The organism is Pseudoxanthomonas suwonensis J47, assembly GCF_000513955.1.
In the GTDB taxonomy this organism is placed as follows: Bacteria; Pseudomonadota; Gammaproteobacteria; order Xanthomonadales; family Xanthomonadaceae; genus Pseudoxanthomonas; species Pseudoxanthomonas suwonensis_C.
Genome location: NZ_AZUZ01000038.1, coordinates 1 through 19,515, shown reverse-complemented (window position 1 = coordinate 19,515; position 19,515 = coordinate 1). Strand labels below are relative to the sequence as shown.

General features: G+C 70.6%; 19 protein-coding genes and 1 pseudogene. 11 read left to right on the top strand and 9 right to left on the bottom strand.

The features are described 5' to 3' along the window. Nucleotides 1–371 precede the first annotated feature (371 nt). The 3 genes from M503_RS0110835 to M503_RS0110825 all read left to right on the top strand — a co-directional run bounded on the left by M503_RS0110835 (nt 372) and on the right by M503_RS0110825 (nt 2,481). On the top strand, nt 372–809 hold the full coding sequence (locus tag M503_RS0110835) for a rhodanese-like domain-containing protein (protein ID WP_028919521.1): 438 nt from the start codon (nt 372–374) through the stop codon (nt 807–809). 95 nt (nt 810–904) lie between these two features. Next, a complete protein-coding gene (secB, locus tag M503_RS0110830; protein WP_028919522.1) occupies nt 905–1,435 on the top strand; it encodes a protein-export chaperone SecB in 531 nt (176 codons plus the stop codon). Nucleotides 1,436–1,458: 23 nt separating this feature from the next. Further along, entirely contained in the window at nt 1,459–2,481 is a 1,023-nt protein-coding gene (locus tag M503_RS0110825) for an NAD(P)H-dependent glycerol-3-phosphate dehydrogenase (protein WP_028919523.1), read from the top strand. A 162-nt stretch (nt 2,482–2,643) separates the two neighbouring features. Here the strand turns inward: M503_RS0110825 and M503_RS0110820 are convergent, their stop codons facing one another. The 4 genes from M503_RS0110820 to M503_RS0110805 all read right to left on the bottom strand — a co-directional run bounded on the left by M503_RS0110820 (nt 2,644) and on the right by M503_RS0110805 (nt 5,426). After that, the gene (locus M503_RS0110820) at nt 2,644–3,198 is read right to left on the bottom strand and encodes an Ax21 family protein (protein ID WP_028918385.1); all 555 of its coding nucleotides are present in this window, start codon (nt 3,196–3,198) and stop codon (nt 2,644–2,646) included. Between the two features lie 148 nt (nt 3,199–3,346). Next, complete coding sequence (gene trmL, locus M503_RS0110815) at nt 3,347–3,823, bottom strand: tRNA (uridine(34)/cytosine(34)/5-carboxymethylaminomethyluridine(34)-2'-O)-methyltransferase TrmL (RefSeq protein WP_028918386.1); 477 nt, start codon at nt 3,821–3,823, stop codon at nt 3,347–3,349. A gap of 54 nt (nt 3,824–3,877) precedes the next feature. Then, entirely contained in the window at nt 3,878–4,288 is a 411-nt protein-coding gene (locus tag M503_RS16310) for a hypothetical protein (protein ID WP_051412709.1), read from the bottom strand. A gap of 382 nt (nt 4,289–4,670) precedes the next feature. Then, a complete protein-coding gene (locus tag M503_RS0110805) occupies nt 4,671–5,426 on the bottom strand; it encodes an SDR family oxidoreductase (RefSeq protein WP_051414545.1) in 756 nt (251 codons plus the stop codon). 70 nt (nt 5,427–5,496) lie between these two features. Here M503_RS0110805 and M503_RS0110800 point away from each other — a divergent pair, with 70 nt between their 5' ends. The 4 genes from M503_RS0110800 (at nt 5,497) to M503_RS0110785 (ending at nt 11,134) form a co-directional block, all read left to right on the top strand. Next, on the top strand, nt 5,497–8,358 hold the full coding sequence (locus tag M503_RS0110800) for a M16 family metallopeptidase (protein WP_028928256.1): 2,862 nt from the start codon (nt 5,497–5,499) through the stop codon (nt 8,356–8,358). Between the two features lie 118 nt (nt 8,359–8,476). Further along, complete coding sequence (locus tag M503_RS0110795) at nt 8,477–8,791, top strand: DUF4156 domain-containing protein (RefSeq protein ID WP_028928255.1); 315 nt, start codon at nt 8,477–8,479, stop codon at nt 8,789–8,791. 90 nt (nt 8,792–8,881) lie between these two features. After that, nucleotides 8,882–9,898: a 3-oxoacyl-ACP synthase III gene (locus M503_RS0110790; protein WP_028919527.1), complete on the top strand. Its 1,017-nt coding sequence runs from the start codon at nt 8,882–8,884 to the stop codon at nt 9,896–9,898. Between the two features lie 159 nt (nt 9,899–10,057). Beyond that, on the top strand, nt 10,058–11,134 hold the full coding sequence (locus M503_RS0110785; protein ID WP_231472362.1) for a Fic family protein: 1,077 nt from the start codon (nt 10,058–10,060) through the stop codon (nt 11,132–11,134). A 71-nt stretch (nt 11,135–11,205) separates the two neighbouring features. On the opposite strand, the gene M503_RS0110780 is transcribed toward M503_RS0110785, so the two are convergent. Beyond that, nucleotides 11,206–11,934 (bottom strand): UPF0149 family protein, encoded by a 729-nt coding sequence (locus tag M503_RS0110780; protein WP_028919529.1) that lies wholly within the window; start codon nt 11,932–11,934, stop codon nt 11,206–11,208. A gap of 136 nt (nt 11,935–12,070) precedes the next feature. Here M503_RS0110780 and M503_RS0110775 point away from each other — a divergent pair, with 136 nt between their 5' ends. After that, nucleotides 12,071–12,982, top strand: a complete 912-nt coding sequence (locus M503_RS0110775; RefSeq protein WP_028919530.1) for an alpha/beta fold hydrolase — start codon at nt 12,071–12,073, stop codon at nt 12,980–12,982. Nucleotides 12,983–12,997: 15 nt separating this feature from the next. Here M503_RS0110775 and M503_RS17820 read toward each other — a convergent pair. Then, nucleotides 12,998–13,651, bottom strand: a pseudogene (locus M503_RS17820) (hypothetical protein); the annotation flags it as partial. Nucleotides 13,652–13,811: 160 nt separating this feature from the next. Between M503_RS17820 and M503_RS0110765 the strand changes: the two are divergent. Beyond that, on the top strand, nt 13,812–15,089 hold the full coding sequence (locus M503_RS0110765) for an acetyl-CoA C-acetyltransferase (protein WP_028920614.1): 1,278 nt from the start codon (nt 13,812–13,814) through the stop codon (nt 15,087–15,089). A gap of 75 nt (nt 15,090–15,164) precedes the next feature. Here M503_RS0110765 and M503_RS0110760 read toward each other — a convergent pair whose 3' ends face one another. The 3 genes from M503_RS0110760 to M503_RS0110750 form a co-directional block, all read right to left on the bottom strand. Further along, complete coding sequence (locus M503_RS0110760; RefSeq protein ID WP_028920615.1) at nt 15,165–16,427, bottom strand: heme biosynthesis HemY N-terminal domain-containing protein; 1,263 nt, start codon at nt 16,425–16,427, stop codon at nt 15,165–15,167. Continuing rightward, nucleotides 16,424–17,401, bottom strand: coding sequence for a uroporphyrinogen-III C-methyltransferase (locus M503_RS0110755; protein WP_028920616.1), 978 nt, complete (start codon nt 17,399–17,401; stop codon nt 16,424–16,426). Before M503_RS0110755 ends, M503_RS0110760 begins: the two co-directional genes overlap by 4 nt. Before the next feature lie 115 nt (nt 17,402–17,516). Then, nucleotides 17,517–18,272, bottom strand: coding sequence for a uroporphyrinogen-III synthase (locus M503_RS0110750; protein WP_028920617.1), 756 nt, complete (start codon nt 18,270–18,272; stop codon nt 17,517–17,519). 45 nt (nt 18,273–18,317) lie between these two features. On the opposite strand from M503_RS0110750, the gene M503_RS0110745 reads away from it, so the two are divergent. Both M503_RS0110745 and M503_RS0110740 read left to right on the top strand, forming a co-directional pair. Further along, a complete protein-coding gene (locus tag M503_RS0110745) occupies nt 18,318–18,773 on the top strand; it encodes a YiiD C-terminal domain-containing protein (RefSeq protein ID WP_028920618.1) in 456 nt (151 codons plus the stop codon). A 21-nt stretch (nt 18,774–18,794) separates the two neighbouring features. After that, the gene (locus M503_RS0110740) at nt 18,795–19,217 is read left to right on the top strand and encodes a hypothetical protein (RefSeq protein WP_428992238.1); all 423 of its coding nucleotides are present in this window, start codon (nt 18,795–18,797) and stop codon (nt 19,215–19,217) included. Nucleotides 19,218–19,515 lie beyond the last annotated feature (298 nt).

Sequence of the window (19,515 nt, the reverse complement as noted above, 5' to 3'; positions counted from 1 at the left end):
CGCATCGCGCGGTTCCGCGTCCTGCTCCAACGCGCGAGCGCAGCACATCCATGTGCTGCTTGCGGCATACCCCCGCACTACCGCGTCTTCGGGATGCTCCTGGGACATGGCTTCGTTCCTTTCCCCCCTCTCCCACCGGGAGAGGGGCAGGGGGTGAGGGTCGGGATCTCTCGCCGCGCTGGCCTGCCTACCCTCTCCCCATCCCCGCCCCCCCGGCCCGCGGCCATGGGGCGCGGGCGTTTGGCGGCATCGGCGCCAGTTGCGCGCAAACATGCCGCCGCACCCGGGAGAGGGGCCATAGGCGGGCTGGCGGCCCGGGGGCGTGCCTGTGCGACAATCCCCGCCCTTTCCCGATTGCCGATCCGACTGCCGTGAATTTCGAGACCCTGATGGCCTTCTTCGGCCGCCACCCGATGCTGTCGCTGGCGCTGGCGGGCCTGACCGTGGCCATCGTCTACACCGAGATCGCCCGGCTCTTCCGCGGCTACAAGGCGCTCAAGCCGGCCGGGCTGACCGAGCTGGTCAACCAGGAAGGGGCGCTGGTCATCGACCTGTCGGCCATCGCCGACTTCGAGAAGGGCCACATCGCCGGCAGCAGGAACGTCATTCCCAGCCAGTTCGACCCGCAGTCCAAGCTGCTCGCCGGCGCGAAGCAGTCGCCGGTCGTCCTGGTCTGCCGCAATGGCATGGCCTCGGACGCGGCCGCGAAGAAGCTGAAGAAGGCCGGTTTCGAGCGCGTCTACTGGCTCGAGGGCGGCACCGCCGGCTGGGAGGCCGCGGGCCTGCCACTGGTCAAGGGCCGCAACTGAGCCTCCGGCCACGCCCGGGCGGGCGTGCCATAATCCGGCGTTCACTACCGATCTAGACGATCGTTTCCATACAAGCCAGTCCTGGAGTTCCCGAAATGTCCGACGAAACCACCAACGGCGCCGCCGCCCCCGCCCCGCAGGATGCCGCTGCCGCTGGCCCCGCCTTCAGCGTCGAGAAGATCTACGTCAAGGACGTTTCGTTCGAGGCTCCGGGCGCCCCGGGGGTCTTCAACGAGCAGGGCCAGCCGGACCTGCAGCTCAACCTCAACCAGCGCGTGCAGCGCCTGAACGAGGCGCTGTTCGAGGTCGTGCTGGGCGTGACCCTGACCTGCAAGGTCGGCGACAAGACCGCTTACGTGGCCGAAGTGCAGCAGGCCGGCGTGTTCGCGCTGGTGGGCCTGCCGCCGCAGGGCATCGACGTGCTGCTCGGCACCCAGTGCCCGAACATCCTGTTCCCGTACGTGCGCCAGCTGGTCAGCGACCTGATCCAGGCCGGCGGCTTCCCGCCGTTCCTGCTGCAGCCGATCAACTTCGACGCGCTGTACGCCGAGACCCTGCGCCAGCGCCAGCAGCAGGCGGGCGGCCAGGCCGAACTGGCCTCGGCCGAGCCGGCCGGCAACGCCTGAGCCGCGACGGTTCCCGCGGCGCCGTGACACGCCCCGCCTCCGTAGCGGTACTCGGCGCCGGGTCCTGGGGCACGGCGCTGGCCACCCTGGTCGCGCGCAATGGCCTGGCCACCACGTTGTGGGGCCGGGACGCCGCGATCATCGAGGCGATCGACCGCGACCACCAGAACCCGCGCTACCTGCCCGGCATCGAACTGCCGGGCAGCCTGCGTGCCACCACCGACCTGGCCGCGGCCGTGTCCGGCTGCGACTGGGTGCTGGTGGTGGTGCCCTCGCATGCCTTCACCGAGACCCTGCACGCGCTCAAGCCGGTGCTGCCGGCCGGTGCGGGCGTGGCCTGGGCGACCAAGGGCTTCGAGCCCGGGTCCGGCCGCTTCCTGCATGAAGTGGCTGCCGACGTGCTCGGCCCCGGCGTGCCGCTGGCGGTGGTCACCGGTCCGTCCTTCGCCAAGGAAGTCGCGCTCGGCCTGCCGACCGCGGTGACCGTGCACGGCGCCGACCCGGACTTCGCCCAGGTCGTGGCCGATGCGCTGCACGGTCCGGCCTTCCGCGCCTATACCGGCAACGACATGGTCGGCGCCGAGCTGGGGGGCGCCATGAAGAACGTGCTGGCGGTGGCCACCGGCGTGTCCGACGGCATGGAGCTGGGCCTCAACGCCCGCGCCGGCCTGATCACCCGCGGCCTCAACGAAATGCTGCGCCTGGCCGCGGCGATCGGCGCGCGGCCGGAGACTTTGATGGGCCTGGCCGGCCTCGGCGACCTGGTGCTGACCTGCACCGGCGACCTGTCCCGCAACCGCCGCCTGGGCCTGGCCCTGGGCCGGGGACAGGAGCTGGAGGAAGCGGTGCGCCAGATCGGCCAGGTGGTCGAATCGGTGCAGACCGCCGACGAGGTCATGCGCCTGGCCAACCGCCACGGCATCGACCTGCCGATCTCCGCCGGCGTGCAGGCGGTCCTGCACGGCGAGATCACCCCGGTCGACGGGTTGCGCCAGCTGCTGGCGCGCGAACGCAAGCCGGAATACCCGGACACCCTGTTCCGCTGAGCCGCCGCGCGTTCGCGCGCGGCCTGCCCCGCTTTTCGTCAGGCAAAGAAAAGGCCCGGCTTGCGCCGGGCCTTGGCTGGCGTGGGGGGAGGGGCTCACGCCAGCGTGAGGCAGCCGGGAGCAGGGGAGAGAGGTACCGCCCCCGGCCTTGCTGCTCGGGTCTTACCAGGTGTAGCGCGGGCCGACGAACCACTGGGTGTCGCCGTCGACGAACTTCACGTCGCCGCTGATGGCCCAGTTGGCGTTGAACTTGCCGAGCGCGCCGACGCGGCCGTAGAACTCGCCGTCGTACTCGTCGCCGTCCTCGTAGCCGGCCATCACGTAGCCTTCGAAGTTCGGGTGCAGCGAACCGCGCACGCCGACCTCGGCGCTCCAGCCGTCGTAGTCGAAGCCGCGGCCGGCGTCGAACTTCTCGTAGGCGACGCGGGTGACCAGGTCGGCGCGCGGGGCGATCTCGCGGTTGTAGCCGACGCCGAAGCGGTACTGGTCGAAATCGATCGAGGTGTGGTCGATCTCCTGGTTGCTGTAGCCGCCGAACAGGTGGAAGTTCGGGGCGATGGCAACCGAGCCGTTCAGGCCCCAGCCGTCGGCGTCCGCACCATCGGTGTTGGTGGCCGCGTAGCCACCCTCGACGTAGTTGTAGGACACGCCCTCGGCGGCGGAGGCGGCGAAGGGGGAGGCAACCAGCAGGGTCAGGGCAAGCAGGGACTTCTTCATTGTTCTATCGACCTCTATGTCGGTTATCAGTCCGGCCCTTTGTGGCGGCCGGTGAGCGCAATTATTCGCGCCGCCCCGGAATCGACCCTGAATATCAAACTGACCGGTACATAAATTGGGCGGCCAGAGCGGGAACTTCCGGACTGGATCAGTTGCCGCCGGCGAACCCGTGCTGGCGCCAGGCTTCGAACACCACCACCGCCACGCTGTTGGACAGGTTGAGGCTGCGGTTGTCCGGGCGCATCGGCAGGCGCAGGCGCTGGCTTTCCGGCACCGCCTCCAGCACGTCGGCAGGCAGGCCGCGGGTTTCCGGGCCGAACAGGAAGGCATCCCGGTCGGCGAAGCGCGGCTGGTCGTGGCGGACCTGGCCGCGGGTACTGAGGGCGAACAGGCGCGGCGGGCGGAGCGCGTCGAGCGCGGCTGCCAGGCTGCGGTGCACCTGCACGCTTGCGAATTCGTGGTAGTCCAGCCCGGCGCGCCGCAGCTGCTTGTCCTCCATCGCGAAGCCGAGCGGCTCGATGAGGTGCAGGCGCGCGCCGGTGTTGGCGCAGAGCCGGATCACGTTGCCCGTGTTGGGCGGGATCTCGGGCTGGTAAAGCAGTACGTCGAAGACAGGAGCTTGCATCGCGGCGATTGTACGGGCCGCCAACCCGCCGGCGCCCGTGCGCCGGTCGGGTCTTCAGCGAGCGGCGGAGGCCGACACCGTCTCGTTCAGCAGGCTGGCGGCCAGCTGCGCGGTCAGGGCCTCGGTGCGCTCGGCGGCGACGATGGCGGCGCGCTCGGCGGCCTGCTGCGCGGTCGGGCGGACGTAGATCGCCGGCAGGTCGACGATGCGGGCGACCATGGCCTGGGCGGCCAGCTCGGTGCGCAGGGCGGCGTCGGGGCGGACGGTCACGGCCGGCAGGTCGACGATGCGGTCGACGCGGGCGCTGGCCAGCTCGGCGCGAAGGTCGGCATCCGGGCGGACGGTGACGGCCGGGAGGTCGACGATGCGGTCGACGCGCGGGGCCTCGACGGCCTGGACGTTGGCGACGGCAGCCAGCGACAGGATCAGGGCGGCCGACAGGGACTTGGCGTTCTTGGCGTTCATGGCGTGCTCCGGTGTTGTGTAGCTGTGGTGTGGTAGTAATGTAATACACCTAATCAGCCTGTGCAAGGAAAATCTGAAGCTTTTCCTTCTCTGTTCACCGATGGTTCAGCATTCGTCGGTGACTCGCTTGCGCACCGCAAAGCAATGCACAAGCCGTGCCAACCACAAGCGATTGATCTGAAAGGAATTGATGGAGTGTCCCCAGTGTCCGCGCGAGGTGGCGGACGTCCGCAGGAAGCGGACGGGGGACGGACAGCGGCTGGAAAAGCGCGTGGGAGGTGTACTGGTCGGCCTCGAATCGGCACGCGAAGGAGGCGATGCGGTTCCCGATCGCCTGCCAGGCTCTATCTGCAGGAAGTACGGCGCCGTCGGCGCCGGCCCGTCACCAGGGCAACTGGCGGCCCTGGCCGTCGAGGAAGCGGCCGCTATGCTCCGGCCGCACGCCGTCGAGCACCTGCAGCAGCGCGGAGACCGCATCGGCGGGGGACAGCGGGGCCTTCGGCCCGCCCATGTCGGTGCTGACCCAGCCCGGGTGCAGCGCGACCACGGCGATGCCGCGGGGCTCCAGTGCCTTCGCCAGCAGGGCCGTGCCCATGTTCTGCGCGGCCTTGCCCATGGCGTAGCTGGGCGTGCGGAACTCGCGGCGGCCGGCGATCGAGCCGATCTCCGAGGACATGTTCGCCACCACTGCGCCGGGCCGGGCGCCTTCGGCATCGGCCAGCAGCGGCGCCAGCGCCTGGGTCAGCAGGAACGGGCCGATGGCGTTGGTGCGCAGGCTGGTTTCCAGGTCGGCCTCGGCGACCTGGCCGAAGCGCTCGCCGCCGTGGAGCACGCCGGCGTTGTTGACCAGCAGGCCGATGCGCGCGCCATCGAGGACCAGCGGCAGTTCCCTCAGCAGTTCCGCGCGGCTGCGCGCGTTGGCCACGTCCAGCGGCAGCACGTGCAGGCGGCCGGGATGTTCGCCGGCGAGGGCGTTGAGGGCCGTGGCCCGGCCCGGATGGCGGCAGGCGGCGACGACATGGGCGCGGCGGGCCAGCAGCTGGCGCACGAACTCCAGGCCGAGGCCGCGGTTGGCCCCGGTCACCAGGCAGTGGCGGTCGGCTTGGGCGTAGTCGCGCACGGGATCCGGGTCCGGCATGTCGTATGGCCTAGTGTAAAGGCGGCAGGCGCTGGGTAGGATCGCCCGATCCCATCCGAAGGAGCGTCACATGACGGTTGCCCGCAGGCCACGTACGGCCGCCCTCGTCCTGGCCATCACCGCGTCGCTTGGCGTCGCGGCGCTCGCGCCCTCGCCGCTGCTGGCGAAGCAGGCCGCGCCGGCCGGCCAGGCGCTGGTTCCGTACGAGGAGTTCACCCTGCCCAACGGCCTGCGTGTGGTCGTGCACACCGACCGCAAGGCGCCGGTGGTGGCGGTGAACATCTGGTACCACGTCGGCAGCAAGGACGAGCCGGCCGGTCGCAGCGGCTTCGCCCACCTGTTCGAGCACCTGATGTTCAACGGCTCGGAGAACCACCGCGGCGAGTACTTCGAACCGTTCGAGCTGGTCGGCGCCACCGACATGAACGGCACCACCTGGCTCGACCGCACCAACTACTTCCAGAACGTGCCCACCACCGCGCTGGACCTGGCGCTGTGGATGGAGTCCGACCGCATGGGCCATCTGCTCGGCGCGATCGACCAGAAGGTGCTCGACGAGCAGCGCGGCGTGGTCCAGAACGAGAAGCGCCAGGGCGAGAACGAGCCCTACGGCCAGGCCGACGACGAGATCTACCGCGCGCTGTATCCGAAGGGCCACCCGTACCACCACAGCACCATTGGCTCGATGAACGACCTCGACGCGGCTTCGCTCGAGGACGTCAAGCAGTGGTTCCGCGCCTGGTACGGCCCGAACAACGCGGTGCTGGTGCTGGCCGGCGACATCGACGTGGCCACGGCCAAGGAAAAGGTCAGCCGCTATTTCGGCGACATCCCCGCCGGCCCGAGCCTGGACCGGATCAAGGCCGGCCCGGTGAAGGACCGCAAGACCTCGCGCGCGACGATGAGCGACAAGGTCCCGCAGGCGCGCATCTACCGCGCCTGGAGCGTGGCCGGCTACGCCGATGCCGATGTCGAGCGCCTGCAGCTGCTGTCGCAGGTGCTGGGCGGCAGCAAGAGCTCGCGCCTGGACCGCCGCCTGGTCCACGAGGACAAGCTGGCCGACCGCGTCAGCACCTACGTGCTGCCGTTCGAGCTGGCCTCGACCTTCTACATCACCGCCGACGTGAAGCAGGGCGTGGACCCGGAGAAGGTCGAGAAGATCATCGATGAAGAACTGCGCAAGCTGCTGGCCGAAGGCCCGACTGCGCAGGAACTGGAACAGGCGCAGGCGGTGATCCGCGCCGGCTTCGTGCGCGGCGTCGAACGCATCGGCGGCTTCGGCGGCAAGGCCGACGCGCTGGCCGAGTGCACGGTGTACACCGGCGACCCGGGCTGCTTCCGCCGCCAGCTGGACAACATCGCCGCGGCCACCGTTACCGACATCCAGGCCACCGGCCAGCGCTGGCTGGGCGAAGGCTCGCACACCCTGGTGGTGCTGCCGGGCGAGCGCACCCCGATCGCCGAGGAGCCGTCGCCGTCGCCGGAACCGTTCGTGCTGCCGAAGCCGGACGCGAAGTACAGGACGACGAAGACCTCGGTCGACCGCAGCAAGGGCGTGCCGATGCCCGACAGCTTCCCGGACCTGAAATTCCCGGCCCTGGAGCGGGCCACGCTGAGCAACGGCACCAAGGTCATCCTCGCGCGCCGCGACGCGGTGCCGGTGGTGCAGTTCAGCTACGAGTTCAAGGGCGGCTTCGCCGCCGACCACGGCCGCAAGCTGGGCACCTCCAGCTTCACCATGGGCATGCTCGACGAAGGCGCCGGCGACCTCGACGCGCTGGGCTTCGCCAACCGCGCCGAATCGCTGGGCGCGTCGCTGAGCGCCGGTGCCTCGCTGGACGGCGGCAACGCGTACCTGTCGGCGCTGAAGGAGAACCTGGACGAGTCGCTGGCGCTGTACGCGGACATGCTGCGCCGCCCGCGCTTCGAGCAGAAGGAAATCGACCGCGTCCGCGCCACCTGGATCGCCGGCATTGCCCAGGAGAAGGCGCGCCCGAACGGCGCCGCGCTGCGCGTGCTGCCGCCGCTGCTGTACGGCGCCGGCCATCCGTACGCGATCCCGTTCAGCGGCAGCGGCACCGAGCAGTCGATCGCCTCACTGACCCGCGACGACCTGGTCGCCTTCCACCGCCAGTGGGTGCGCCCGGAGAACGCCACGCTGATCGTGGTCGGCGACACCACCCTGGACGAGGTCGTGCCGCTGCTGGAGAAGCACTTCGGCGACTGGAAGGGCGAAGGCCCGGCCCCGGCGGCCACTGCCAAGCCGGCCGACGTCGCCCGTCCGGCCAAGCCGACCGTGTACCTGATCGACCAGCCCGGCGCGGTGCAGGCCACGATCCTGGCCGGCCAGGTCGTGCCCTCGACCAGGGACCCGGGTGCGATCCGGTTCGACTTCGCCAACTCGGTGCTCGGCGGCGAGTTCTCCTCGCGCCTGAACATGAACCTGCGCGAGGACAAGCACTGGGCCTACGGCGCCTACAGCTTCAGCTCCTCGGCGCTGGGCCAGCGCCCGTGGATCGCCTTCGCCCCGGTGCAGATCGACAAGACCGCCGAGTCGCTGCAGGAGCTGGACCGCGAGATCCGCGAGTACACCTCCGGCAAGAACCCGCCGACGGAGAAGGAGGTCGCCAAGATCCAGGCCACCGAGATCCGCAGCCTGCCGGGCGCCTACGAGACCGGCCGTTCGGTGCTGGGCACGATCGGCGGCATCGTCCGCTACGACCGTCCGGACGACTACGTGTTCAAGCGCAAGGCCGAGATCGAGGCGCTGACCGTGGACCAGGTGAAGCAGGCGGCCTCGACCATCGACCCGGACAAGCTGGTCTGGGTGGTGGTGGGCGACGTCTCCAAGGTCGAGGCGCCGGTGCGCGCGCTCAACCTGGGCGAGGTCCACATCGTCGACGCCGACGGCAAGCCGGTCGCGAAGAAGTAAGACCCCTGGCCCCCGCTCCGCGGGGGCCGCACCACCGCCGGGCGGGCCCGCTCGCCCGGCGTTCATGCAACCGCCGGCACGCTGCAAGCGCCGGTCCGAGAGGAATCCACGCCCCATGATCCGTCCCCTGTCCCTGCTGCTCCTGGTCCTGCCCCTGGCCGCCTGCACATGGGTGCCGCTGCAGCCCGAGGCCAAGCAGGTCCGGGTGGTCCCGGCCGGGGCCGCGCCGGCCGGCTGCACCCGCCAGGGCGAGATCGAGGTCTCGGTGAAGCACGCCGTGGGCTTCTACGAGCGCAACCAGGTGAAGGTTCGCGACGAGCTGGAAACCCTGGCCCGCAACGAGGCCCCGGGCGTCCCGGCCGACACCATCCAGCCGCTGGGCGAGCCCTCCGGGGGCAGCCAGCGCTTCGCCGCCTGGCGCTGCCGCTCCTGAACGGCGCAGGCGGCCCACCATCCGTAAAGGTGCGGTGAAGGCGCCCAGCCGGTAGAATGAGGTCCTTTCGCCCGACCGGCGCGTCCAGCCATGCTTTTCAAGAACGTCTCCATCGCGGGACTGGCGCATGTCGATGCGCCGCACACCCTGACCTCGCAGGAAATCAACGAACGGCTCAAGCCCACGCTTGACCGCCTCGGCATCCGCGTGGACGTGCTCGGCGACATCGCCGGCATCCATGCGCGCCGCCTGTGGGACGAGGGCATGCAGGCGTCCGACGTGGCCACCCTGGCCGCGCGCAAGGCCCTGGCCGACGCCGGCATCGGCGTCGACAAGATCGGCCTGCTGGTCAACACCTCGGTCAGCCGCGACTACCTGGAGCCGTCCACCGCTTCGATCGTCTCGGGCAACCTGGGCGTGTCCGACGAGTGCATGACCTTCGACGTCGCCAACGCCTGCCTGGCCTTCATCAACGGCATGGACATCGCCGCCCGCATGCTCGAGCGCGGCGAGATCGACTACGCCCTGGTGGTGGACGGCGAGACCGCCAACCTGGTCTACGAGAAGACCCTGGAGCGCATGAGTGCCCCGGACGTGACCGAGCAGGAGTTCCGCGACGAGATGGCGGCCCTGACCCTGGGCTGCGGCGCCGCCGCCATGGTCCTGGCCCGCCGCGAGCTGGTTCCGGACGCGCCGCGCTACAAGGGCGGCGTGACCCGTTCGGCCACCGAGTTCAACCAGCTGTGCCGGGGCAACCTGGACCGCATGGTCACCGATACCCGCCTGCTGCTGATCGAAGGCATCAAGCTGGCGACCAAGACCTTCGCCGCGGCCAAGATCGCGCTGGGCTGGGCGGTGGAGGAGCTGGACCAGTTCGTGATCCACCAGGTCAGCCGCCCGCACACCAAGGCCTTCATCAAGTCGCTGGGCGTGGACCCGAAGAAGGTCATGACCATCTTCGGCGAGCACGGCAACATCGGCCCGGCCTCGGTGCCGATCGTGCTGAGCAAGCTCAAGGAGCTGGGCCGCCTGAAGAAGGGCGACCGCATCGCCCTGCTGGGCATCGGTTCGGGCCTGAACTGCTCGATGGCCGAGGTGGAGTGGTAAGCCGCTCCGTCGCAGCTTGAGGAAAAGGGCCGGCTTGTCCGGCCCTTTTTGTTATGTGGCCACCCGGTGGCCACATATGTTCAAAAAGTTGGCCGAATTGAACATGTCGGCTTTCTCATGTATAAAAAATTAAGTTTTCTATACATGATGGTGTGCCGCGTGTCCTTGTCTCCGCTGCACTCACTGATCCCGCACCGGTTCGAGACGGTCGGCATCCTCAAGCGGCTGGCCACGGCCAGCCGCGCCTTGGCGGAGCTCAAGGGCCTGGCGGCGAGCATTCCGAACCAGAACATCCTCATCAACACCCTCACCCTCCAAGAGGCGCGCGACAGCTCGGCCATCGAGAACATCGTCACCACCCAGGACGATCTATATCGTGGAGAGGACTCGGCCAGCGCCGTCGGCACGGCGACCAAGGAGGTTCTGCGTTACCGTCAGGCCCTGAGGGCCGGCTACGATCAGGTCCGCACTACCGGCCTTCTGACCCTCAACACCATCGTCCAAATCCAGGAGCAACTCGAATGCAACCGCGCAGGCCTGCGTCGGTTGCCGGGTACGGCACCAAGGGATGGCGATGGGAGGATGGTCTACGAGCCACCGCAAGACGCCAACGAAGTCCGCCGACTGATGGGCGAGCTCGAACGCTTCATCCACGACGAGCCGCCATTCGCGGCCGATCCCTTGGTGAAGATGGCGCTCATCCATCACCAGTTCGAGAGCATCCATCCGTTCTACGACGGCAACGGGCGCACCGGGCGGATCCTCAACGTGCTCTACCTGGTGAAGGAGGGCTTGCTTGATATTCCCGTGCTCTACCTGAGCAGGCATATCGTGCGCACCAAGCCTGACTACTACCGCCTGCTGCAAGCCGTTCGGGACGATGATGCATGGGAGGACTGGGTGGCTTACATGCTGGATGCGGTCGCCACTAGGGCTGCCGAAACCGTTTCGACGGTTCATGCGATAAAGGAGCTGCTGCAGGAGACCAAGCAGCGCATCCGCGACGGCTACAAGTTCTATAGCCAGGACCTGATCAACAACCTGTTCAACCACCCGTATACGCGGGTCGAGTTCGTGCAGCGCGAGCTGGGAGTGACGCGCGTCACTGCCACCCGCTACCTCGACACCTTGGCGGGCGATGGCGTGCTCCAGAAGATCCGCGTGGGTCGCAACAACTACTACGTGAACCGATCGCTATTCGATCTGCTACGCCGCGGCGACCCCGTGGGCACGTGACCCCACCCCGGTCGCCTCGCCGGAATTCCCAGGATCGCGACCGCCGCGCCAGGTCGGTTCCAGTGGCGCGCTCAGCCGGCCCCGCAGCACTTCTTGTACTTCTTCCCGCTGCCGCAGGGGCAGGGCTCGTTGCGGCCGGGGCCGTCCTCGCGGCGGATCGGCGTGCGCGGGGTCAGTTCCTCGAAGTGGTGGTGGTTGAGGTCGGCCAGCATCGCCGGCAGGTCCATCACGATGTCCAGGCGCTCGCGGTAGGGCAACGGCGTAGGCGCCCTGTCGGGGTTTTCCGGGTCGACGATCTCGCCGGTGGCCAGGCGCTCGAGCAGGTCGAAGATGTCGGCGATCCAGTCGTGCTCTTCCAGCCACCGGTCCCAGCCGTCCTCGCGCAGGGCCACGCCCTCGAAGAAGCCCAGCGCCCATTCGCGGCCGACGTCCAGCTCGTCCTCCGGCAGCGCTTCCTCGCCTTCCTCCGGATCCTCCGGCAGCCACATCAGCGGCATCAGGTGGTCGGGCAGGCCGTCCTCGCCGGCGCGCGCGCGGGCCGCGCACATGTTCCAGTGGCCCTGCAGCAGCGTCTGGATCTCCCCGGCTTCCTCCGGGCTGCCCCACTTCGGGGCCTTGCCGCCCCAGACCACCGGCTGCCACTCCTCCGGCGGGACCGGCGAGGGCGCCACGACCAGGGCCGAGAGGAAGCCGTCCAGCGCCTCCAGGTTGAAGCCGCGGAAGGGCACGGCGCGCTGTTCGAGCAGGCTGGAGAGCCGTTCGATCTGCGCGTCGTCGAGGTAGGGCGGGGGCGTGGCCATGGTCGTGCGGGGATCGGATGGGGTGTGCATGGTAGTCCCTGGCGGCGGCGAAGGCGCGCCTGCGTCGCCCCGCGCGCCGGCCGACGGTGGGCCGCACTGCCCTACAATGCGCGGTTTCCGCGCGAACCCGCCGCCCGTGTCCCAGTTCCCCGGCTACCCCGAGCATCCCCGCCGCTTCGAAGTCCGTCCCGGCATCCACATGTCCTACCTGGACGAGGGCCCGCGCGACGGCGAGGTGGTGGTGATGCTGCACGGCAACCCGTCGTGGAGCTATTACTGGCGCACCCTGGTGGCCGGGCTCTCGGATCGCTACCGCTGCATCGTGCCGGACCACGTCGGCATGGGCCTGTCGGACAAGCCCGACGACTACCTCGCCTCGAAGCCGCGCTACGACTACACCCTGCAGTCGCGCGTGGACGACCTGGAGGCGCTGCTGCGCCACGCCGGCGTCGACGACGCCACCCCGGTGACCCTGGCCGTGCACGACTGGGGCGGGATGATCGGCTTCGGCTGGGCGCTGGAGCACGCCGCGCAGGTGAAGCGGCTGGTGATCCTCAACACCGCCGCGTTCCCGATGCCGGCGGCCAAGCAGATGCCGTGGCAGATCGCGCTGGGCCGCGACTACTTCATCGGCGAGGTGGTGATCCGTGCGTTCAACGCCTTCTCCGCCGGCGCCTCGTACTTCGGCGTCGAGCGCAGGATGCCCGCCGACGTGCGCCGCGCCTACGTGGCGCCGTACGACTCGTGGAAGAACCGCATCTCCACGATCCGTTTCATGCAGGACATCCCGCTGTCGCCCAAGGACCAGGCGTGGCCGTTGCTGGAAGCGGCGGGCAAGGCGCTGCCGTCCTTCGCCGACCGCCCGGCCTTCATCGGCTGGGGCCTGAAGGACTTCGTCTTCGACCGCCACTTCCTCGAACGCTTCCGCGCCGACCTGCCGCGCGCCGAAGTGCACGCCTTCGAGGACGCCGGCCACTACGTGCTGGAAGACAGACACGAAGTGCTGGTGCCCAGGATCCGCGCGTTCCTCGACGCGAATCCGCTGTAAGCCGCGGCGANCCAGGCGCAGCAGCGGTTCCGGACCGGCGTCCAGCCACTCCACCGCCTGCGGCGCCAGCAGCGCCGCCTCGACCAGGTTCCACAGCGCCGACAGACCCTGGTTGTCGTACTGCATGGCCATCATCGCGGCCAGGTCGTGCACGCTGAAGTAGCGCGCGTGCTCGATCCGCGCCTCGAAACCGTCCTGCGCCAGCAGCGCCGTCTCCGGCTGGGCCATGCCCAGCGCCAGCAGCTTCTCTTCCAGCGCCTCGGCCACAGGCCCCAGTGCCTCGGCCGTGCCGGCCAGGATGAAGGGCAGCACGCGCAGGCCGCCGCCGACCAGGGCCGGATCGGCCTGCAGCGGCATCGGGATCCCGCCGTCGGCGGCCGCGCCGAAGGCGACCATCCGCGGCCCGCTGTTGCGGCCGGGCGCACGCGCGTGCAGTTCTTCCAGGCGGTGGTGCAGCGACCAGCCCGGGCGCAGCGCCTCGGCCGGATCGAAATGGGCCGCGCCCAATACCAGGTCCAGCCCGGCGACGCCGTCGACCAGGCGGGCCAGGTCGCGGCCGATCCCCACCGCCAGCTCGCCGGCCGCCTCCTGCGACAGCGCGGCCTTGCCCGGAGCCTGGCCGCCGGCCAGCTCCAGCGCGAACACTCCCCTGAACACGGCCTCAGCCATGGGCCGGGTCCGTGGAAGCGGTACGAAGGCAGGATTCTTTCATGGCTGTAAGGCTGAGGATCATTGGCCGTGTGTCGGGTCGAGGCTACACTGCGGCATTATGCATTCGCTTGCGTATGCAAGCCGTATCCACCGAATGGAATCCACCCGAGGTCACCCCATGCCCGCACCCCGCCCCGTCGCCATCCTCGGCGGCGTCCGCATTCCGTTCTGCCGCCAGAACACCGCCTACTCGGACGTGGGCAACCTCGGGATGTCGGTCCGGACCCTCGGCGCGCTGGTCGAACGCTTCGGCCTGCACGGCCAGCAGCTGGGCGAAGTGGCCATGGGCGCGGTCATCAAGCATTCCTCGGACTGGAACCTGGGCCGCGAGGCGGCGCTGTCGTCGGGCCTGTCGCCGCTGACCCCGGGCATCACCCTGCAGCGCGCCTGCGGAACCTCGCTGGATTCGATCATCACCATCGCCAACAAGATCGCCGTCGGCCAGATCGAGTCGGGCATCGGCGGCGGTTCGGACACCACCTCCGACGTGCCGATCGTCTACGGCAAGAAGCTGCGCGCGCGCCTGCTGGCCGCCAACCGCGCCAAGACCACCAAGGACAAGCTCGCCGCGTTCAAGGGCTTCAAGCTGTCCGAGCTGAAGCCCGAGTTCCCGGGCGTGGCCGAGCCGCGCACCGGCAAGAGCATGGGCGACCACTGCGAGGACATGGCCAAGGAGTGGAACATCTCCCGCGACTCGCAGGACGAGTGGGCGGTGTCGTCGCACAGGAAGCTGGCCGCGGCCTATGAGCGCGGCTTCTTCTCCGACCTGATCGCGCCGTTCCGCGGCGTCGAGCGCGACAACATCCTGCGTCCGGACACCTCGCTGGAGAAGCTGGCCACGCTCAAGCCGGCCTTCGACAAGACCTCCGGCCGCGGCACCCTGACCGCCGCCAACTCCACCCCGCTCACCGACGGCGCCGCCGCGGTGCTGCTGTCCACGGAGGAATGGGCGCGCGCGCACGGCCACGAGCCGCTGGCCTACCTCAAGGACGCACAGGTGGCGGCGGTGGACTTCGTGCACGGCGAAGGCCTGCTGATGGCGCCGACGGTGGCCGTGCCGGAGATGCTCAAGCGCCATGGCCTGAGCCTGCAGGACTTCGACATCTACGAGATCCACGAGGCCTTCGCCGCCCAGGTGCTGTGCACGCTGCGCGCGTGGGAGAGCGAGGACTACTGCCGCAACCGCCTGGGCCTGGACGCGCCGCTGGGCAGGATCGATCCGGAGAAGATCAACCCGGTCGGTTCCTCGCTGGCCACCGGCCATCCGTTCGCGGCCACCGGCGCGCGCATCGTGGCCACCGCGGCCAAGCAGCTGGCCGAACGCGGCGGCGGCCGCGCGCTGGTCTCGATCTGCACCGCCGGCGGCATGGGCGTGGTGGCGATCGTCGAGCGCTGATCCGCGTCGGCGACATCGCTGTGGAAAAGGAAGGGCGGCCATTGGCCGCCCTTCTTCGTTTCCGGATGCGGGGTGTCAGTCCCTGAGTCGCGGCAGGCCGTGCTCGTCGCGTTCCTCCGGCACCGCCAGGTCCTGGATCTTCTCGCGCAGGTCGCGGCCGGGCAGTTCCTCGGCCGCCTCGCCACGCGCGGTGCGCACGGCATTGGCGTAGGCGCGGCGCGCCAGGGTCTCGTCGCCGGCGGCGGCGAAACCCGCGCCGAGCTCTTCCCAGGCCTCGGCGCCGGCGCCCTGCGCGATCGCGCGGTGCAGGAATTCCTGGGCCTGCAGCCATTGGCCCTGGCGTCGGGCTAGGCGGCCCAGCGTCACCAGCAGCGACGGGCTGGCCGGATGCTGCTGCAGCCACAGCTGCGCGCTGGCGCGGCGCGAGTCGACGTGGTTGATCGGCAGGCGCCCGTAGAGGTCGACCAGGCGCTCGTCCCAGCGCGTGTCGATCGCCTGTTCCAGGTGGCGCAGCGCGGCTTCGTCCCAGCGCAGCGCCGCGGCGCGTTCGGCATAGGCGGCCACCACCGCCGGCTCCACGCGCAGCGCGCGCGGCATCGCTTCCCAGCGTTCGGCCAGCAGGTTGGCGTCGGCGGCCTCGTGCAGCGAACGCGTGGCCAGGTCCATTTCCAGCCGCGCCAGCTCGTCGGCCGGCAGCGCTTCCTGCTGGCGCAGCGCGCCGAGCAGGCCGTAGGCCTCGCCGGCACGGCCGACCATCGCCAGGGCGCGGGCGCGCAGCAGCAGGCCGCGCGGCGGCAGGGGCTGCGCGGCGGCCACGTCCAGCGCGTTGATCGCGTCGACCGGCAGGGCGCGATCGAGCAGGCGCTCGGCCTGCAGCATCGCGTGCGCGGCCGGGTCGCGTTCGGCCAGCTTCGCCAGCCACGCATCGGCGGCGGCCGCGTCGCCACGGCCGTCGGCGGCCCGCACTGCGGCGGCAAGAGCCACGCTGCCGGCTTCCGGATCCTCGCCGGCGGCGCCGAGCAGGCGTTCTGCACGCTGCCAGTGGCCGCCCTGCAGCGCGCGCAGCCCTTCGATCAGGCGCGCGCGGCCCTGGCGCTTGCGGTGCCGGGTCCAGGCGCGGAACGGCAGGCGCAGCAGCGACCAGACGAATCCGAGCACCAGCCACGCCAGCACCAGCAGCAGCACCGCGCGCGGCAGGGTGGTGCTGTAGTCGTAGCCGCCGGCACGCACGATCACCGCGCCGAAGCGCGACGGATCGTGCTGCGCCAGCCACTGCGCGCCGATCACGCCGATCACGGCGACGACCAGCATCGCGACCAGCCAGCGGTAGGGTTTCATCGCGCCTCCTTGCCTTCGCGCAGGGCACGCAGCTGCAGCAGGGTGCTGTCGACCAGGGGCGACTGCGGCTGCAGCGGGGCCTCGCGCATATCGTCGAGTTCCTGCCGCACTTTCCGCGATTCCGGTGAATCCGGCCACAACCGCGCGATCCACATCGCGCTGCGGTTCAGCGCCGTGTGGAAGCCGTCAACGTCGCCGCGCTCGAGCGCGGCGCGGGCGAGGGTCAGTTCGACCTGCAGCGCATCCTCGCCCTGGCGGCGTTCGGCCTCGCCCATCAGCGCGTGGCTGCCGGCAGGGCGCACTTCCAGCAGCGGGGCGAGCAGGCGCTGCCACAGCGGGCGACGGCCATCGCCGCTGGGCACGACATCCAGGGGCAGCGACGGCAGCGCTTCGGCGACCGCATCCAGGCGCCTGGCCAGTGCGACCCGCGGGCCGGGGCCGAGCGCGTCGAGCGCGGCGCGTTCGGCGGCCAGGGTCTGGCGCAGGTTGAGCAGGCCCGGGTCCTCGAGGCCTTCGAGCATGGTCGACGCGAGCGCGTAGGCGCGGCGCGCGCCATCGACGTCGCCGGCCACGTGCAGGCGCTGCGCGCCGAGCACCAGCAGCAGTTCGGCCTCGTCCAGGCGCAGCGCCTGGTGGCCCTGGCGGGCGCGCGCATCGAGCCGCGCCACGCTTTCCTCGAGCAGGGCGTTGCGCTGGCCAAGGCCGAGCACCTCGTCGCGCAGCACGCGGTTGGATGCGGCGGCGTCCTGCAGCAGGCGGCCCTGGGCGCGCAGGTCGGCACGCAGGGTGTCCAGGCGCTGGCCCAGCGCGTCGATCTGGCGGGCGTCCTCGATCGCGCGTTCCTGCGCCTGCTGCCGGCGCGCCTGCCAGTCGTGCCAGCCATACCAGGCGGCTCCGCCCAGCAGCAGCACCAGCAGCAACGGAAGCAGCGCGCGCCAGCGTACGCGCGCGGCGACGGGGGAAACTTCGTCCACGGGAGCGTCCTTGTCCTGGGAACGCCTGTCGCGCCGTCGGACGTGACGCGCGTCGCACCGGCGATCCTGTGCGAAAGGATCGCTTGGCGCCTTCACGCCCGCAAGCGGCGGCCGTTCAGCCCTGCAGCGCCTGCGCGGCCGCGGCGGCCAGCGCGGCAGGGCGCGGGCTGCCGGCGACGACGGTCCGGCGCCAGCCCAGCTCGCGGGCGCGGTCGGCCAGGCGCTGGCTGGCGGCGGCCACCGGCATGCGCTGCAGCGCCGCCCGCGCCGACGTCGGCAGCTGGGCCAGCACCAGGCGCAGGGCTTCCTCGCTGCTCAGGGCGATCGAGGCGGGCGCATCGAGGGATTCGAGGCGGGCGATGGCGGCGGCGGGCAGGGCCAGCGGGACGCGTTCGTAGACGTCGGCGCGCTCGACCACGGCGCCGCGCTCGACCAGGGTCGGCGCCAGCAGGCCGCGGCCACCGGGGGCGGTGACCAGGCCGACGCGTTCCGGTGCGGCCAATGCGTCCAAGGCGAGCAGGCCTTCGCTGTCCATCCGCGCCGGCGCGATGGCGTTGGCGATGCCGGCGCGGCGCAGCGCCGCCGCAGTGCCGGCGCCCACCGCCAGCCAGTGCTGGCCGGCTCGGGCCTGCAGGGGCTGCAGGCCGGCCGCGGCGCGGACCGCGGCCGGACTGGTGAACAGGACGACGGGCGCGCGCAGGGCGGAGGCGAGGACCTGGCGACTGGACTCGTCGGTGCGGGGTTGCAGCCGCCACGGCGACAGCGCCACCAGGCCGCCACCATGGCGCGCGGCGGCGCGGCGCAGGGCGCGGTGGTCGCCCTGTGCGCGCAGCGAGACCAGGTACCAGGCGGGCGGACGCGATGCGTTCATTGCGGCATTATGCGGGGCCCCGCGTCTCCCCCGAACCGCACTTCGATGAGCTCCGACGATTCCCTGGCCGCGCTGCGCGCGCGCCTGCACCTGATCCCGCAGGTGCGGTCCATGCAGGCTGACCTGGTCGCCGACGAAGAAGGGCGCATGCGCATGGCCGCGCCGCTGGCGCCGAACGTCAACGACAAGGGCAACGCCTTCGGCGGCAGCCTGGCCTCGCTGATGACCCTGGCCGGCTGGAGCCTGGCGACGCGGCGGCTGGAACAGGCGGGCCTGGACGCGGAGGTCTACGTGGCCGACAGCCAGATCCGCTACGTGGCGCCGCTGTATGGCGACCTGCAGGCGGAGGCGTGGCTGGAGGAGGGCGACTGGGAGACGTTTGTCGACACGTTCCGCCAGCGTGGCCGCGCGCGCTGCCGTATCGCGGCCTGCATCCGCCTGCCCGAGGGTGGGGAGGCGGCCACCTTCAGCGGGCGCTTCGTCGCGCTGGCCAAGGGCTGAGGGCCTGCTAGCATGCGGGCCATGCGCATCCCATGGCTCGTGTCGCTGTTCCTCCTGCTGGTGGCCGTCGCGGCCCCGGCCAGTGCCGCCGGCGCGCGGCAGCGGGCCAAGCTGGACGAGATCCAGGCGGCCTATGCTTCGGCGCTGCGCTGGAGCGATTACGAATCCGCCTGGCAGCTGGTCGACCCGGAGGTGCGGGCGCAGCGGCCGCTGACCGGGCTGGAGCTGGAGCGTTACCGGCAGCTGCAGGTCTCCAGCTATCGCGAAGGTGGCAGCGGGGTGCTCGACGACGGCACGGTGGTGCGCGCGGTCGAGGTCGGGGTGATCAACCGCCACACCCAGTCCGAGCGGGTGATCCGCTACGAGGAGCGCTGGCGCTGGGACCCGGAAGCCAAGCGCTGGTGGCAGATGGCCGGCCTCCCCGATTTCTGGGACGGGCTCTAGGGATCTTGCTCCCCTCTCCCACCGGGAGAGGGGCCGGGGGTGAGGGTCGGGCGCCGGCAAGCGCCCCGTTCGCGGTGGCGAGAGCTTTCCGTTGTTCTCCAATTCGACTCTGGTCCGCTTGATCGGACAGAACAGCAACAGCAGCGGCAACAGCGTCGACTTGCGCGAGCTTCGGACGGAGCTGCGGCAGCGCGGGGGTATGGCGCATCGCGCGGTTCCGCGTCCTGCTCCAACGCGCGAGCGCAGCACATCCATGTGCTGCTTGCGGCATACCCCCGCACTACCGCGTCTTCGGGAT